Origin of the sequence: Granulicella sp. L46 (assembly GCF_009765785.1) — a bacterium.
GTDB lineage: Bacteria > Acidobacteriota > Terriglobia > Terriglobales > Acidobacteriaceae > Granulicella.
In genome coordinates, this window is record NZ_LMUT01000009.1 from 393,581 (window position 1) to 410,482 (window position 16,902).

Sequence of the window (16,902 nt, forward strand, 5' to 3'; positions counted from 1 at the left end):
CGCGTTGCCCTAGCAACCCGACCGGCCGTTCTTCTCGATCGTCACCGCGCGCTCGAGCAGCCCAACCACCTCCGCGTCTTCCACCTGGGTGAAGTTTCGATAGAAACCTCCCACCGCCGCAAATGGTTCCGGCAGATCCAAGCAGACAATCTCATCCACCACCGTCCGCAGCCACTCCCACGTCGATGCGGGCGCTACGGGCACGGCCAGCACCAGCCGCGCCGGCTGCATCTGCCGCAGCGCCTGGATCGCCGCATACACACTCGCTCCCGTCGCCACGCCGTCGTCGATAAGAATTACGGTTTTACCTGAAACATCCAGTGGCGGCCGGTCTCCGCGGTACACACAGGCTCGCCGATCCAGCTCCTTCCGCACCTCTGCCGTGATCCACTCCACCTGTTCCGCCGAAATAGCGGCGGTGCGCAAAATGTATTCATCCAGATAGCGTCCACCTCTTGCCGACACAGCCCCAAACGCCAGCTCTGTCTGCCCCGGCACGCCCAGCTTCCGTGAAAGAAACACATCCAGCGGAGCCCCAAGCGCCGTTGCCACTTCAGACGCAACCACCACCCCACCGCGCGGCACTCCCAGGACCACCACATCCGCTCGTTGCGCGAAGCTCTCCAACCGCTTCGCCAACTGTCGCCCAGCGTCCACGCGATCCTCAAAGATCATCGGCGGCCCCCGCGCGCCATCCTATGCGTCAGCTCCAGCCTACTCTGATACCCAAAGCTTCGGCCTCAGCCATACTGCTCCCCTGCGGGCCTTTCGCTTAGCGGCCGAAAGCTAGCCGCCGCCTCTCGCGCAAAATCTTCGACCTTGATGTAGGCTTTTCATCGATCCCGGCGAGAGCATCTCCTCGTCGCCAACTTCGTATCACCTCTGGAAAGTTGTCCCATGACCCGTAGGCTCTCGCTGTGCTCCGCCGCCGTCCTCGCCCTCTCGCTCGCCCCCATCAGCTTCGCGCAGGCCCCCATCCCCAAAGGCCCCGTCCCCGACTCTCCGGCGATCGAGCAGCGCATTGACGCGATGCTGGGAAAGCTGACCACTGCCGAGAAGATTCAGCTCATCGGTGGCACCGAAAACTTCTACACTTTCCCAGCGCCCAGCATTGGCCTGCCCCAACTCAAAATGTCCGACGGCCCGTTAGGCGTCCGCACCTGGGGACCGACAACAGCTTATCCGGCGGGCGTTGCGCTTGCCGCGACGTGGGATCCTAAGCTCGCCGAACGTGAAGGCGTCGCCCTCGGCCAGGACGCGCGCGCCCGTGGCGTTCACTTCCTGCTCGCCCCCGGCGTCAACATCTACCGCGCTCCCATGAACGGCCGCAACTTTGAGTACTTCGGCGAAGATCCGTACCTCGCCGCGCACATGGACGTCGGCTACATTGACGGCGTGCAGAGCCAAGGTGTGTGCGCCACCGTCAAGCACTACGCTGCCAATAATTCCGAGTACGATCGCCACAACATTAACAGCGTCGTCGACGAGCGTACGCTCCACGAGCTCTACCTCCCGGCCTTCCAGGCCGCCGTCCAGCAGGCCCACGTCTGCGCCGTCATGGACAGCTACAACCTTGTCAACGGCGAGCACTCCACACAGAACAAGGTGCTCAACATCGACATCCTCAAAAAAGATTGGGGCTTCAATGGCCTCCTCATGTCCGACTGGGATGCCACGTACGACGGTGTGGCCGCAGCCAACGGCGGGCTCGACCTCGAGATGCCCTACGCGAAGTTCATGACCGCCGACACCATCAGCGCGGCACTCAAGAGCGGCGCCGTCTCGGAAGCCACACTCGACGACAAGGTTCGCCGCCTGCTCCGCGTCACCCTCATGTTCGGCTTCCTCGATCGTGATCAGCTAGACGCCACGATTTCGCAGGACAATCAGCACGGTGCGCAGGTTTCGCTCGAAGGCGCGCGCGAAAGCCTCACGCTGCTGAAGAACGAAGGCGACCTTCTTCCGCTCAATGCAGCGCGCATTCACACCATCGCCGTCATCGGTCCTGACGCATCGCCCGCTGTCTCGGGCGGAGGTGGCAGCTCAACCGTCGAGCCTTTCCAGGCCGTTAGCATTCTCAATGGCCTCAGCAACTCTCTCGCCGGCAAAGTGAATGTTCTCTACGCGCGCGGCATCCCGTCCATCCAGGACATCTTCTTCCACACTGAGTTCACACAACTGAAGGAAGAAATCTTCGAAGGGGCAGACACCACCGGAACGCCCGTCGTGAGCTCGCCTCATCGCATCGCTAGCTGGACCGGCGAGATGTTCAGGCCGCCCGCCAAGACTCCGCAGACCGTCCGCTACACCGGCGTCTACACACCGAAGGAAGACGGTTCGCATCTGTTTGTCGCTGCCGCGCCTGGACAAGATCGCTTTGAATTGCAAGTCGACGGCAAACCCCTACTCGATCAGCCGCTTCGCGAAGGTCACGCTCCCAAGACTGGCACGCTGACCCTGCATGCCGGCCAGCCCATCCACTTCACCCTCATCTATCACCCGTTCTCCGCCGGCCAGAGCATCGCCTTTGGCATTCGCAGCGAGCACGATCTCATCGACCCCGCTACGCTCAAGATCGCGGCATCTGCCGATGCGGTTGTTCTGAGCGTAGGCTTCAACGGCTCAACAGAAAGCGAAGGCTTTGATCGCACCTTCGAGCTTCCCTGGGGACAGGACGCGCTGATCCGCGCGGTCTCTGCTGTCAACAAGCACACTATCGTCGTCATCACCGCTGGTGGCGCCGTCGACGCGATGTCGTGGATCAATGGCGTCCCTGCCGTCCTCCACAACTACTATCCCGGCCAGGCCGGCGGCACGGCTCTCGCCGAAGTCCTCTTCGGGGATCGTGCGCCAGAAGGCCGGCTGCCCTTCAGCTTCGATCGCTCGTGGGCGACTGACCCTGTCCACAACACCTACTACCCGGCCGCAATGCCTGCCAAGCCCGAGGACATCATCACCGTCAACTACAGCGAAGGCCTCTTCAACGGCTATCGCTACTACACCAGCGAGCAGCTCACGCCCGAGCAGCAGCCGCTCTTCCCCTTCGGCTTCGGTCTCACGTATACGACTTTCCGCTATGGCCACATTAAGGTAGCCGTCGAAGGTAAGGGTGAGGCTACTACTGTCACCGTCTCGGTTGACGTAACCAACACCGGCAAGCGCGCCGGCTCTGACGTCGTGCAGCTTTATGTCGGCGACCCCTCTGCCAAGGTCAGGCGCCCCGCCAAAGAGTTGAAGGGCTTCGAGCGTGTAAGCCTTGCAGCTGGCGCCACCCAGCGCGTGCAGTTCAAGCTCACTCCGCGCGACCTCTCCTATTACAGCGTCGAGGACCACAACTGGAAGATCGATCCCGGCGCGTTCAAGGCCTACGCGGGCGGCAACAGCGCCCAAACCCCCGAGGTCGCCGACTTCACCGTAGCCCCTTAGACGACCCCCCCTTCTGGCCGCATCGTTTGCCGATGCACAAGATGCTGCTGCGCGCAGACCCAGTGGTTATGCTGGTGCCTGCCTATTCGTCTGTCTGCTGGAGAATCACAGCGCGCTGGAAATTGCAGCCGGAAATGATTCCCGTCGCGGCCTACCCGCGCCGCCGTCCATCAGGACAACTCTTGCGCAACACCCATCGCGGAGAGCGGACCCTGTTTATTTTCAGGGTGTAACCGTTCCTGATATGTGATATATCTTTTCTATTCACCACCCAGCTAGTGCATAAAGGGGCCACCGCCCTCGTGTATGGTCCCTTTTCTCCTTACTTAAACTTCGGAGGCTACATGACTATTCTCAAATATTCACCTAAACGCAGTTTCATTCTGACGCTGGTGTTCCTGGCATTATTTGCTACAGGGGCATGGGCACAATCGACGGCGACGCTGTCGGGGACCGTGACCGATCCGACAGGCGCTGCCGTCGCGCATGCCCAGGTGGTTGTGCATTCGCTGGCGACGGGGTTGGAACGGACGGTGATGACGGATAGTGCGGGCGCCTACGTGGTCGCTTCACTGCAGCCTGGGGACTACAAGGTGCGGGTGACGGCGGCGGGATTCAGTGCAGATACGATCGAAAAGATTACGCTGCAGGTCGCGCAAAGTCTCACGGTCGATCCGAAGTTGGCGGTTGTTTCGGCTGGTGAAACGGTGCAAGTCGAGAGCAGCGCTGTAGCGCAGATTGAGTCCAGCACGATCACGGTCGGTCAGGTGATTGGCCGGAATACGGTACAGGAGTTGCCGCTCAATGGGCGTCACTTTCTCGATCTCACGGTGTTGACGCCAGGGGGCGTGGTGGCGGACACGGCCGGGAGTTTAACGGCGCCGAGCCGCGGCTTGGGCGCGAACTCGTTCATCACGGCGGGCAATCGCGAAGACTCTGTCAACTTCCAGATCAACGGCATCAACCTGAATGACATCAGCCAAAACCAAATCACCTTCCAGCCCTCAATCGACACGACCTCCGAGTTCAGGATCAACAACCAAACCTTCAGTGCCGAGTATGGCCGCAGCGATGGCTCGATTGTGACGGTGGCGACGCGATCGGGCACGGACCATTTCCATGGCGAGCTGTTCGACTACTTCAGAAATGATGCGCTGGACGCTCGCAACTACTTCAACCGCAGCTACAACACGAGCACGGGGCTTCCGCTGGTAGGGGACACGGGCGCCAAGGCTCCGCTGCAGCGCAACAACTTTGGCGGATCCGTAGGCGGACCGGTGTGGAAGGGGCATACGTTCTTCTTCTTTAGCTACGAGGGTCTACGTCAGCACCAGGGAATTTTGCAGAACAGCCCGGTGTTCAGTCCCGCACAGCAGGCGGCGTATGCGGCGAATGCTGCGGTTGCCCCAATTGCCGCGGCGTTTGCTGCGCTGATTCCGCTGCCGAACAGCGGGTCAAACTATGTGTCGTTCACTCCGGGTCCGGTGCAGATCGACCAGTACACCGGGGACGTCCTGCAGCAGTTGGGGCAGAATGATTCGCTGCACGGGTTTTATGCGTTCCAAAAAGACGTGCGCACCGAACCAGCGCTACAGGGCGACACACTGCCAGGTTGGGGGGACCACCGGGCTGCGCATCGACAGATCGGGACGCTGCAGTACGTCCATATCTTCAATTCGAACGTGACGAATGAAGCGCGACTGGGTTTCAACCGAATCTCGATTGCGTTTCACCCGGCGAACTTAATCGATCCGGCAAGCATAGGGCTCGTTGACGGGCTAACTGGCAATGTAGGTATTCCGCAGACGACGATCACGGATGTGGGCTTCACGGTGGGCGGGCCGTCGGGATTCCCGCAGGGCCGCAATACCACCACCGGTGTGTTGTCGGATACGGTGACGATGCTGAAGGGCAAGCACACGATCAAGTGGGGTGGCGAGTTCCGGCGCTATCTTTACTACAGCTTCGCGGGCAACATCGGCACCATGACGCTGTCGAGCGTAAATCTCGCGACCGATGTGACGCCGGTGTTCAGCATTCAGCCGAACATCATCGACTACCGCATCTATGCGGATGCGGCGGCGGGATTTATTCAGGACAACTACCGGATTTTGCCGGGTTTGACGCTTGAGGGTGGACTGCGATTCGAGTGGAACGGAACGCCGGTGGAAGGCGAGAACCGGATCTCGATCTTCAATCCCTCGAACGTCACGCTGACGCAGGCTGGGACGAATGGGGTTCCCGCGGATGGAGCCTACAAGCAGAACTACAATCTGGAGCCGCGCGTGGGTTTCGCCTACGACCTCTTCAATAACAACAAGACGGTGTTGCGCGGGGCGTATGGCATGCTGGTCGATCAACCGGTGGCCGGCACGGTCAGCATCCTGACGGGCAATCCTCCGTTCACTACGGCGGTTTCCTACAGCAACAGTGCGGCGCCGATTCCGATGAATAATCTATATGCTTCGGCGAAGGCTGCTTCCGGATTCGCGCTCGGATGGGTGAACCCGAACTTCCGCAATGCGTACGTGGAGGACTTCAACTTCAACGTGCAGCAGGCCATGCCGTGGAGCATGGTGGCGAGCATCGGCTACTACGGCTCGACGGGTCATCACCTGCTGATTCGGACCGATCCCAACCAGGCGAACGGGCCGACGAATGCACCGAGCCCGCGGCCTTATCTGAATCTCGCGGCCGACAGCCCGATCGCTCCGGGAGCATCGATTGCCTCGAACATTGCGGAGGACAACAGTATTGGCTACTCGAACTACAACGCGATGTGGGTGACACTGTCGAAGACTATGTCGAATGGGCTGCAGTTCGATATGAACTATGAGTGGACGAAGTCGATGGACATCAACTCGCTCGGCTCGCAGGGGGGAGCTGTGCTGCCGGACAGCAACAATCCTTCTCAGAACTATGGGCTTTCGGACTTCGACGTGCGGAATCACTTTGCGGCGAACGCGATCTATGCGCTGCCGTTCAAGCGCAATCGGTGGGTGTCGGGTTACCGGCTGACGAGCATCTTCCAGTACCAGACGGGCAATCCCGTGAACATCGTCGCGAGCAGCGACGGGTATAACGGCAACAGCGGCCTGATCCGCCCGAACCTGCTGAAGCCGATCACGCGACACAAGCAGCAGATTATTGGATCGGCCAATGTCAGCTACTTCGCAAATCCTGGAGGCTTGGCGTACGGCGGTGCGGTGTGCGACCTGACCAATGCGACATCGGCATGCGTGTACCAGATTGTGGGAACGCAGGCGAACGCAACGGGCGCAACGGCGCCGACCGCCTACACGGGGCTCGGCAATATGCAGCGCAACCGCGGCACAGGGCCGGGATTTGCGGACCTTGATCTTTCAGGGGAGAAAGAGACGAGATTGTTCAAGAGCCTTTCCTTCATTCTGCGTGTGGATGCGTTCGACATTCTCAATCATCCCAACTTCGGTCAGCCGTCGAATAATGTGCAATCCGCAACGTTTGGCCAGATCACAGCCACGCGCTTTGCCACCAGCGATGGTGGGTCTTCGCGGCAGCTTCAACTCAGCGCAAAGTTCGTTTTCTAGAAGGGAGTGCGCCTCGTGGGAGAGCCGGTTGGCCCACGCGGCGCATTTTTCTTTTCTTATTAGACTGCTTTGAGGCGAAGAGACATGCGTGTCAGGTAGAATCCGCGTGGACCTTAGATATGTTGAAACTCACGAAAAACCCAAACCTCACCGAGCAGGCTTACCAAAGCGTCAAACGACAGCTGCTCAATGGATCATTTCCTGAAGGATCAAAGCTCACGGAGGAGTATTTATCCAGTGCGCTCGGCATCAGCAAGTCGCCGGTGCGAGAGGCGCTGATGCGGCTGGAAAGTGAAGGCCTGATCAATATCGAAGCGCGGCGAGGCGCTTATGTACGCAAGTTCTCGGCCAAGGAGGTTCACGACTTGTACGACGTGCGCGCGCTGCTGGAGGTGCATGCGGTGAGTACCGCCAGCATAACGCCGGAGCTGCTGGAACAGATGGCAGCAAGTATCGAACGGACGCGAGCCAATCTCGAGGCAGGCGATAAACTGAGCCATATCGAGGAAGACATCCACTTTCATGGGCTGATCGCAAGGTCCACGGGAAACCCCGAATTTGGCAGGATCCTGGACAACATTCAACAGAAGAGTCTGCTGTGCCGGATGGCGACGTTCTATCTTTCGGCTACGACCGCACCGTCGAGTCACCAGAAGATTTACATGGCGCTGCGGGACGGAGACATTGAATTGGCGAAGCGCGAGATGCATGACCATATTCTGTTTGTCCGCGATACGCTGCTGCGATCGTTGGCGCCTGACGCGGAGCTGGCTGGGGACGAAGCAGAAGATGATTTAGTAGAGGCTCGGGCGTAAGAGTCGAAAACACCGCCGATGCAGGTTATTCGATCGAAAAGCATCATGCCGAATTGAAGGAGATTGTTATGCTTCGTCGTACTTTTCTTGCAACACTTCCGTTGGCTGCGGCGGGTTCGTCGGCATTGATGAAGAGTGAGACGCCGGAGAGTACAGGAATAGAGCAAGCCAGCGCCGCGGCCAACGAGCTGCCGAAGTTTCAGGCGGCGGGTGAAGACAAGTTCGATCGGCCGGATGTGCATGCGGGGGATCGGCCAGCAGGCGCGAGCTTTACGACGCGGTCGCCGGCGCTGGGATGTTCGGGCGCGGCGGGCACAGCGCATCCGTTGGCGACGCAGGCGGCGATCGAGATGCTGAAGAAGGGTGGGTCGGCGGTCGACGCAGCGGTGGCTGCGAACGCCGTGCTGGGGCTGGTGGAACCGACGAGCTCGGGGCTGGGCGGCGACTGCTATGCGCTGCTCTGGGATCCGAAGGCGGGGGCCGTGATGGGGCTGGCGGGGTCGGGCCGGTCGCCGAAGTCGCTGACGCTGGAGATGGTGAGAGCGAGGGCGAAGAATGGAGTGATTCCTCCGCTCGGCGCGATTGCCGTGTCGACGCCGGGAGCTCTAGACGCGTGGTGGACGCTGCATCAGCGATACGGAAAGTTGAAGTGGGCAGAGTTGTTCGAGCCGGCCATTCATTATTGCGAGAACGGGGCTCCGGTGCCGCAGATTATCGGGTACTACATCAAGCGGAATATGGCAGCGTTCGTGCGAGCGGGGTCGGGCGTGGAAGAGACGGCGAACGCGGTGCATACCTACCAGGTGATGGGGAAGCCGATAAACGAGTATGACGTGTTTCGAAATCCGGATCTGGCGAAAACGTATCGGATCATCGCTGAGGGTGGGCGCGACGCGTTCTATGACGGCCCGATTGCGCAGACGATTGATGCCTACTTCAAGCGGATTGGTGGATGGCTGTCTGTGGAGGACCTGCGCGAGCAACATGCGGAGTGGGTGAAGCCGCTGGTGACGAACTATCGCGGAGTGGATGTGTATGCGATGGGGGCGAATACGCAGGGGCTGGCGACGTTGCAGATGCTGAATATGATCTCGCAGTTCGATGTGCGCGGGATGGGTTTCCAGAGTGCGCAGGCGCTGCATGTGCAGATCGAGGCCAAGCGGCTGGCGTATGAAGACCGCGCGCGGTACTACGCGGATCCACATTTTTCGAAGGTGCCGGTGGAGTGGTTGAACTCGATGGAGTACGCGAAGGAACGGGCGAAGTTGATCCGCATGGATAAGATCCTCGAGCCTGTGTATCCGGGACAGGCGCCTAGCCATGGGGATACGACGTACTTCAGCATGGCGGATAAAGACGGCATGATGGTGTCAATGATCCAATCGAATTTTCGGGGAATGGGATCGGGCCTGGTAGCCGACGGGCTGGGTTTCATGTTCCAGGATCGCGGCGAATTGTTCTCGCTGAAGGATGGGCATCCAAACATTTATGCGCCCGGCAAGCGACCGTTCCAGACGATTATTCCTGGGTTCGCGGTGAAGGACGGCGCGCCGTGGCTTGCGTTCGGCGTGATGGGCGGCGATATGCAACCGCAGGGGCAAACGCAGATCATGCTGAATCGCGTGGACTATGGCCTGGATGTGCAGGCGGCGGGAGATAGTCCCCGTTGGCATCACGAGGGGTCGTCGCAGAGCATGGGCGAAGATCCGGCAGGTTTGGGGCCGAGGGGCATTCTGCGGCTGGAGGCGGGGGTTCCTGAAGAGACACGGAAGGCGCTGATTGCCATGGGATGGCCGATGGGCAAGAGCGATGGCGGATTCGGTCGGTATGAGTGCGTGGAGTTGCGCAAACCCAATGGGGAGCGGGTATATGCCGCCGCAAGCGAGATGCGCGCGGATGGTGTGGCGCTGGCCTATTAGCGTGCGGCAACAAGTTTCCGCAACCGTAACACGGATCGTCGAATGACGATCCCGTTCGCCACCGACCTAATGCGAAGCAGTCGGCATCATCGGCTTGTGGATGACTTGAGGTAAGTAGATGTCAGGACGACTCGTCAGCTCTGGTGGCGAAAACGTATTGCACACGTAGGTAAAGACGATGTCGCCGGGAACCTCGAACTCGGGGTGCTCCTTGCCGGCGTAGCAAAAGATGTTTTTGTCATGCTTGGGCCCTGCTTGCATTTCAGGAACACGGTAGAGCGTGGCAGCGTCGTGCGGGTCGCTCCAAGGGCCCGTGAGGTTGGGCGCTGTTCGCAGGATAATCCGGTCAGAAAAGGCGGCGGGGTCGAAGGAAACTGCGAGCCATTCCTTCAGCTCTGGGTGATAGCGGATGGAGAGTTCGGAGCTCCCTTGCGACATGATTTGTTTGGCATGGGCGGGGTCGAAGCCAGGGTGCCAGGCGTCATCGTCGCCCAGGTATTCGAGGTGCGCAGCGGGATCGTTGAGGCCGGTGAGCGGGATGCGCGTAACCAGCAGTGGGCGTGTGCCGCTCTCATAGCTCGCGAACAGATATGCATAACCGTCGTGCACTACGGTGGTGGCGGAGGGGTAGGCTTTGACGCCATCCGGCACCAGGGGATGAATGGTCACCTGCCAATGCTCAGGATCGCGGTCGAGTCCGGAAATCTGTGCGAGATCAGAGCCACACGTTTCAAAGTCCACGCCCGCCTGTGCAGACGTGGTGGCGTGGCGTATGCAAAGCAAGGTAACCCACAAATCGCCGTTGGCGTAAAAGCCGTCGAGCGCCCAGTACCAGTGTGCGGGGTCCGCGGGTGAAAAGAAGCTGAGCGGATTCCCCTTGGCATCATGGCGGAGACTGTAGCGGAGCTTCCAGTGACCGCCGCCGCAGGTGGAAATGCCAAGGGAGTTGTGGACCATGAGGGGATTGTTGCCGTCTACAACGCGGTGGGTGCCGTAAAGTGTGTCGCCGAAGATCCAGACGTCGCGCCCGTCAGGGAGAGGGATGGAGTAGGCAGCGTCCGCACCTTGCCAGCCGAAGGTTTTGCCGGTCTCGGGCGCAAAGGTCGCGTTGCACGGCGCCGACGACCCGTGCGCATGCGCTGCAAAGAAGAGCGCAGCGAACACAGTGAGAAGCAGGCGCATGGATGGGCGCTTAGGAAGCATCATGAGGCATCTCTTTCCGGACGTAGGCGAGCATCGTGGCACACTCTTTGCCGACGGATGGCCCATGAGGACGAATGGTATACGGCCCGACTGCAGCGGGAACGATGAAGGTCTCAGCATAGTGGATGATGAAGGGCTCGAAGGCATGGTGCGGGCTTTCGACGACGGCTTCTTCGCCTTCGACGAGATTGAGGACGTGCACAGTGCCCGCGGTTTCATGCGGGACAGTGCCAGTGAACCAATGGCGGCGGGTTTCTATGAACTCGAGCTCATGCAACCCGGTGCGCTCTTCACGCCAGCCTTCGCCGGAAGACAGGGGCACAAACTGATTGACCAGGTTGTTGCACACCCATTCCGTCGTGCGATCCCACTGGATGTTGCGCACGCCATGTTCAAGATGGATGGGCCGTGGTGTGCCATCGAGCCCGACGCGTCCCCAGTCCCAGAGCTTGAAGGTGAAGATGTAGGGTGTGGCGCTGATTTCGAGCACCATGGAATCAGCGCCGCTGCAATGTATGGTGCCAGCAGGGATCAGGAAGTGGTCATGCTTACGCGCAGGGAATTGATTGACGTACTCGGAGGCGGGAAAATCGAAATCGCCGTTATCGGCGCGCTCGAGGTCTGCGATCATCCGTTGAGGGTCGACGCCGTCTTTGAGGCCGAGGTAGACGTGCGCTCCGGGAAGCGCGTCAAGCATGTAATAGCTTTCATCTTGCGTATAGGTCGTACCAAAGTGTTCGCGGATGTACGCGGTGAGCGGATGCACCTGGAGTGATAGGTTGCTGCCCCCGACGGTGTCGAGGAAGTCGAAGCGGATAGGAAACTCGGCTCCAAAGCGAGCGAAGATATCGTCGCCCAGCAATTCGCGCGGATGCTGAAGGACGAGATCGAGTGCTGGGATCTCGACGCGGCAATTGCCGAAACCGAGCAGAAGACTGTTTTCTTCAGGAACACAGTCGAAGCACCACGCGTGGTTGGGTGCACCGTCGTCGGGAAGATTAAGGATGCGCTCCATCCAGTGGCCGCCCCACGGACCTGGATCGAAGAACGGGACGACACGAAACGGTTGCGAGGCTGCTTTGCGGAGGCCGTGGCGGAAGGCGTCGCCTGACACCATATTGGGTGCGCCGGGCTTGTTGGTATCGAGCAGGAAATCAATGCGCGGAAGCAGGGCAGTCTTCGTGCGGTCGGCGGCGCGCCAGTCCAGGAAGAAGGCGTGCTTGTACTTCAGCGCAGGCCGCTCCGTGTAGTTGAGAAGCCCTAGGTTCGGAATAAGATTTTCGCGCTGTCTGCGCTGTAGCTCCCAGCGTGCCATGTCGGCGTAGACAAGCGTGGAGGGCTCGGGCAGGATGAGCGTTGCCCCGGTACCGAGCACGATGGTTTTGCGATGGGTGACGGCCTCGCTACGCAGACGTGAGAGAGCTTCCGGATCGAAGAAGTCAACGAGCGCGGTTTGACTCATCCGCCCAAAGACGGGGTCGTCGGTGAGGAGCTCCGCGAAGCGGGCCTCGAGTACGGCTTCCGGCAGTAGAGCGTCACCGGCGAGGATGACTCGCCACTCGGGCATGTACTCAGCGAGCGCGTGTTGCACCTCGTCGAGGAGTACACCCGGATAGCATTCGATGCAGATGGGCCCCGCCGCTTCACGTAGAACGGAGGTGATCGCGGACCAGCCGGCGAGACATTCTTCGCGCTCGCCTGCTGCGATGAATGGAGCCCTGTCGTACATAGCTAGCGTGCTCCTTCCGCGAAGAGTGTAGGGACACCCAGGGCGGCGGCATGGTCGTCCAGCTGCGCGCGCACGATCCTGGCTTTGCCCCAAGGCGTCCAGGTACTCTCGTCGACGTACTTCTGCAGAAACGGCAGAATGCGGTCCGCCGCACGCATAACGCCGCCGCCGAAGACGATTAGGTCGGGGTCGAAGGAATGGACGGCAGCGACCGTCATCATGCCCCAGACCGTAAGGCAGTGGTCGAGGACTTCGGTGGCGACCGTATCGTTCGCGGCGGCGGCTGCGAAAAGGGTCTTGAAGTCGAGTGGGGCGCTGGCAAGGCTGCTGCGCTCGAAGCCGGGCCATTCGCGGCAAACCAGCGGCAGCGACCACCCGGCAGCTTCGGATTCCGCACAACCACGGCCACCACAGGTGCAGCGTCGCCCGTTCGCCCGAACTTGCACATGGCCTGCAAGAACGCCGGCCTGGCTGTGGGCGCCGAGCAGCGGCTTGCCTTCAATGGCAGCGACGCCTCCGATACCGGTGCCGAGCGTGAACATGACGACATCTGCGACGCCTCGGGCCGCCCCGGCGTACATCTCTCCGCGCAGTGCGAGACGCGCATCGTTTTCAAGCCGAACGGGGATACCGAGCCTGCGACGGCCCCAGGCATCGAAATCAAAGGCGGGAGCGTCTTCGTACTTGCCGTTGGTTGAGGTCACGCAGTTGCGGCGAGAGTCGACCAGGCCAGCGAAGCCGACGCCGAGACCGGTAACGGGTTCCGGGGAGGACTGTGCGAGGCCCTGAAGAGCAGCGGCAATCTCCGGCTCGACGGCAGCGAAGCGGGTGCTGTCGGCAAAGGCAAGATGCTCTGTCGCCAGGACGGTTTGTCCCTGGATGAGGGTGCAGGATGCGTGAGAACCGCCGAGATCGAGGCCGAGAAGAGTCATGAGTGCTCCGGATGAACTATAAAGAGACGGGCGTTCGCTTGTCCAGCACAATGTTCTTTTGTAGATGAATCCTCTAGTTCCGGCTTCACCAAATTAATTACATTGCTGGCGCGGTAACTCTTATTATGTGTGTAATTTATGCTGATTAATCCATCGGCAATGGCGTGGTACGGCCAAGGCTTAAAGTAACGATCTTTTGTTCGTTTAGATGGTAAAAGAAACTTTGTGCTTGACGAAGGAACCTCGTTTTCCATAGGATTGCCCGCGGGTAAACGGTAGGCCATTTGGTTCTTTCCAAACTCGCGGAGGTTACGCAATGAACAGGTCTGTTTTCATGAGAGAACGCAAGAAGCCTCTCCTTTTTCTTCTCGGGATTCTTTGCCTGCTTGGGTTGAGTGTGGGCTCGGCAGTCGCGCAGTTTGATTCGGGAACCCTGACCGGCACAACCGTCGACAGCTCTGGAGCGCTTCTTCCAGGAGCGAGCGTCACGGTGACCAACACTGGCACGGGAGCCACGGTCACGCTCAAGAGCAATGGCGTCGGTATATTTAGCGCGTCTGACCTGCCGTCTGGGACATACACCGTGACGGCGACGGCCGCAGGATTTGGGACCACCACCAGCAACGACGTGGTGCTCAACGTCGGCGCGGCTGTGCATGTGACGCTGAAGCTTGCCGCCTCGGGCGCGACGGAGACGGTGACCGTGACGGGAACTGCAACCAGCGTAAACAGCGAGTCGGCGGTGAGCGGTGAGACGTTCAACTCGAAGCAGGTAGAGAACCTGCCAGTGAACGGGCGTGACGTGGACGCGTTTCTTGAAATTTCGCCTGGGTCGGTTGGCTCAACGCCGGAGTTTCAGGGCAGCGTCAATGGTCTGGAAAATATCTTCAGCGGTCTGAACATTACGGTGGACGGCCAGAGCGCAGTGCGCGGCGACATCACGGGCTTTTTGAATACGGAAGGTCAGGAGCAGCCGCACATCACGCGGTCGAGCATCGACAGCATCCAGGAGATCGACTTTGCGAACAACGGGTACTCGGCGGAGACGGGGCACTCGTTGGGGCCGCAGATGAACATCATCACCAAGGGTGGAACGAATCAGTTTCATGGGACGGCGTTTGAGTTCTTCCGCAACGACGCGCTGGACGCCCGCGATTACTTTGATACGGGAGCCAAAGAGCCGCTGCAGTTGAACCAGTTCGGTGGAAACCTTTCGGGCCCCATTTTTCACAACAAGCTTTTCTTCTTTGCGAACTACGAAGGCTCGCGGCAGCATGTGACTACGCTGAACCCTCTGAACCACACGCTGAGCGCCTATGTGCGAACGCAGTTTGTGCCTTCGATGCAGCCTGTTCTTGCGCAGCTTGCGCCGCTGCCCGCGGGCTGCGATGTGATTCCGACGCCTGCTTCCTGTGTCTATCAGCCCCTGGCATCCGAAACGGACGCGGGCGGAGCGCAGTTCGTGGTTTCGCCGACGGCGCTGCCCTCGATCCTGGACGAAGACACGGGTTCGGCACGTCTGGACTGGGATATGTCCGGCTCAGACCGGTGGATGCTCCGCTACAACATCAACGACTCAACCACGAAGGACACCTACGGTCCGAACCTGGGGCAAACCTCGCCGCAGAGCCTGCGCACGCAGTTGGTCAAGCTGGATGAGACGCATGTCTTCAACTCGTCGCTGTTGAACCAGGCGAGTCTCGGTTACACGCGCTTTTACTCCACCACAGCGTCGGACACAGTGCAGCCGTACTACATCATCGCGGGCTTCTTTACGGATCTCGGCTCATTACCGGGAGCGAATACCTTCAATCAGACCAACGCCTACAGTACGTATGAGCTCTTCGACAATGTAACGAAGACGTTCCATACGAACGAACTGAAGTTCGGTACGCAGATTCGTGTCAATCGGCAGGTCGAGGCGCTGTCTCCCTTGCAGTCTTATCAGTTCGCGAGCGTGAGCAACCTGGAAGACAACGTGCCGTTTGTGCTGCAGAAGAACGGATTCGCAGGATCACTCGGCCTGCACAACAGCGAGTACGACTTTTACGTGCAGGACAACTGGCATGTGACGCGCAAGCTGGTGCTGAACCTTGGCCTGCGCTACGACTACAACACGATGTGGAACGAAGCGCACAATCATATGCCGAACTTCGACATTGCGACGCAGACGATTCTGTCCGGAACGCTGCCTCCGTACTCGGCGCCGCGGGCTGATTTCGCTCCGCGCGTCGGCATCGCGTACGACCCGTTCGGCACTGGCAAGACGGTCATTCATGCGTACGGCGGCATGTTCTACCTGCCCATGTGGCTGAGCTTCGACCTGTCCTCGAACGACCCGACCTATGCGACCTATAGCGTGAACCTGTTCCAGGAGAACATCACCTTCCCTGAGCCAAACCCAGCGCTGCCCGTGGGCACGCAGACGGTGTACTCTTTCCCGCAGCATCCCAAGGACCCGAACGCGCTGAACTGGCTGGTTGGCGTCGAACAACAGTTGCCCGGTCAGTTTCTGATGGTGGTCAACTACAGCGCGAACCGCGTGAACCATCAGCAGGCCGGCGTGAATTTCGCGGCGGTCAATGAGAATCCGCAAAACGCAAACCCGAACATTGGCACCCGTCCGCATAGTGGCTTTGCGGATGAGAATTATCTGGGCGACGTGTTGGGGTCAAATTATCAGTCACTACAGGTACAGTTGCGGCGCAACTACCACCACCTCAACACCGAACTGAACTACACCTGGTCGCACGAGATCGACGACATGGTGAACGTCTTCCAGGGCTTCGCCAATCCATATAACCCGCTATTCGACCGATCGAGCGGCGACATCGACGTACGCAACAACTTTACGGCAAGCGCGGTGTACGACTTCTCCGACCTGCATGACCGCCCGACGTTGGAACGGATCGTAGGCGGCGGGTGGCAGCTTTCCAGCATCTTCCAGGCGCGCGGCGGTTTGTCCGAAGACATCACGCTGATCAGTGGCATCTTTGGAAACCCGGTGCGGCCCAACTACGTGCCGGGACAGAATCCCTATCTGTCGCACATCACGTGGCTGAACCCCGGTGGGTCTTATAACGCCGCGGCGTTTTCAGTGCCGACAGGCTACGACGGTACGCCGGGACAGAATCTCGGCGACGTGGGCCGTAATTGGTTGCGTGGACCCGGATTCTTCCAGTGGGACTTCTCGGCGATGAAGAGCTTCGCCCTGACCCACAAGGTCGCGCTGCAGTTCCGCACCGACCTGTTCAACATCATCAACCACCCGAACTACGCGAATCCGGACGGCGGCCTCTGCTCCGTACT

9 protein-coding genes and 1 pseudogene are annotated in these 16,902 nt (G+C 59.8%); 5 read left to right on the forward strand and 5 right to left on the reverse strand.

The features are described from left to right. Nucleotides 1–9: 9 nt before the first annotated feature. Complete coding sequence (locus GSQ80_RS08500; protein WP_216850199.1) at nt 10–657, reverse strand: phosphoribosyltransferase; 648 nt, start codon at nt 655–657, stop codon at nt 10–12. Nucleotides 658–897: 240 nt separating this feature from the next. Here GSQ80_RS08500 and GSQ80_RS08505 point away from each other — a divergent pair, with 240 nt between their 5' ends. The 4 genes from GSQ80_RS08505 to GSQ80_RS08520 all read left to right on the forward strand — a co-directional run bounded on the left by GSQ80_RS08505 (nt 898) and on the right by GSQ80_RS08520 (nt 9,729). Beyond that, nucleotides 898–3,426 (forward strand): glycoside hydrolase family 3 protein, encoded by a 2,529-nt coding sequence (locus tag GSQ80_RS08505; protein ID WP_158787205.1) that lies wholly within the window; start codon nt 898–900, stop codon nt 3,424–3,426. 344 nt (nt 3,427–3,770) lie between these two features. Next, nucleotides 3,771–6,995 (forward strand): TonB-dependent receptor, encoded by a 3,225-nt coding sequence (locus tag GSQ80_RS08510; RefSeq protein WP_158787206.1) that lies wholly within the window; start codon nt 3,771–3,773, stop codon nt 6,993–6,995. Nucleotides 6,996–7,114: 119 nt separating this feature from the next. Further along, entirely contained in the window at nt 7,115–7,810 is a 696-nt protein-coding gene (locus tag GSQ80_RS08515) for a GntR family transcriptional regulator (protein ID WP_158787207.1), read from the forward strand. Between the two features lie 68 nt (nt 7,811–7,878). Beyond that, nucleotides 7,879–9,729: a gamma-glutamyltransferase family protein gene (locus GSQ80_RS08520; RefSeq protein ID WP_158787208.1), complete on the forward strand. Its 1,851-nt coding sequence runs from the start codon at nt 7,879–7,881 to the stop codon at nt 9,727–9,729. A gap of 66 nt (nt 9,730–9,795) precedes the next feature. Here the strand turns inward: GSQ80_RS08520 and GSQ80_RS08525 are convergent, their stop codons facing one another. Genes GSQ80_RS08525 through GSQ80_RS08540 form a run of 4 tightly spaced genes read right to left on the reverse strand, consistent with a single transcriptional unit; the run spans nt 9,796 to nt 13,877 of the window. After that, nucleotides 9,796–10,935, reverse strand: coding sequence for a DUF4185 domain-containing protein (locus GSQ80_RS08525; protein WP_158787209.1), 1,140 nt, complete (start codon nt 10,933–10,935; stop codon nt 9,796–9,798). Then, nucleotides 10,922–12,661 carry a class I mannose-6-phosphate isomerase gene (locus GSQ80_RS08530; protein WP_158787210.1) on the reverse strand — a complete coding sequence of 580 codons (1,740 nt, stop codon included), beginning with the start codon at nt 12,659–12,661 and terminating at the stop codon, nt 10,922–10,924. The genes GSQ80_RS08525 and GSQ80_RS08530 overlap by 14 nt, the downstream gene beginning before the upstream one ends. Before the next feature lie 2 nt (nt 12,662–12,663). After that, entirely contained in the window at nt 12,664–13,593 is a 930-nt protein-coding gene (locus GSQ80_RS08535) for an ROK family protein (RefSeq protein WP_158787211.1), read from the reverse strand. Continuing rightward, a complete protein-coding gene (locus GSQ80_RS08540; RefSeq protein WP_158787212.1) occupies nt 13,590–13,877 on the reverse strand; it encodes a hypothetical protein in 288 nt (95 codons plus the stop codon). The genes GSQ80_RS08535 and GSQ80_RS08540 overlap by 4 nt, the downstream gene beginning before the upstream one ends. Nucleotides 13,878–13,927: 50 nt before the next feature. On the opposite strand from GSQ80_RS08540, the pseudogene GSQ80_RS23860 reads away from it, so the two are divergent. Then, nucleotides 13,928–15,835: pseudogene (locus GSQ80_RS23860) on the forward strand (TonB-dependent receptor domain-containing protein); the annotation flags it as partial. Nucleotides 15,836–16,902 lie beyond the last annotated feature (1,067 nt).

What these genes read in the sequence shown, in the direction of transcription:
- GSQ80_RS08515 (WP_158787207.1), top strand. Translation starts at nt 7,115, where the DNA reads ATGTTGAAACTCACGAAAAACCCAAACCTCACCGAGCAGGCTTACCAA.
- GSQ80_RS08505 (WP_158787205.1), top strand. Translation starts at nt 898, where the DNA reads ATGACCCGTAGGCTCTCGCTGTGCTCCGCCGCCGTCCTCGCCCTCTCG.
- GSQ80_RS08510 (WP_158787206.1), top strand. Translation starts at nt 3,771, where the DNA reads ATGACTATTCTCAAATATTCACCTAAACGCAGTTTCATTCTGACGCTG.
- GSQ80_RS08525 (WP_158787209.1), bottom strand. Translation starts at nt 10,935, where the DNA reads ATGATGCTTCCTAAGCGCCCATCCATGCGCCTGCTTCTCACTGTGTTC.
- GSQ80_RS08540 (WP_158787212.1), bottom strand. Translation starts at nt 13,877, where the DNA reads ATGGCCTACCGTTTACCCGCGGGCAATCCTATGGAAAACGAGGTTCCT.
- GSQ80_RS08535 (WP_158787211.1), bottom strand. Translation starts at nt 13,593, where the DNA reads ATGACTCTTCTCGGCCTCGATCTCGGCGGTTCTCACGCATCCTGCACC.
- GSQ80_RS08530 (WP_158787210.1), bottom strand. Translation starts at nt 12,661, where the DNA reads ATGTACGACAGGGCTCCATTCATCGCAGCAGGCGAGCGCGAAGAATGT.
- GSQ80_RS08520 (WP_158787208.1), top strand. Translation starts at nt 7,879, where the DNA reads ATGCTTCGTCGTACTTTTCTTGCAACACTTCCGTTGGCTGCGGCGGGT.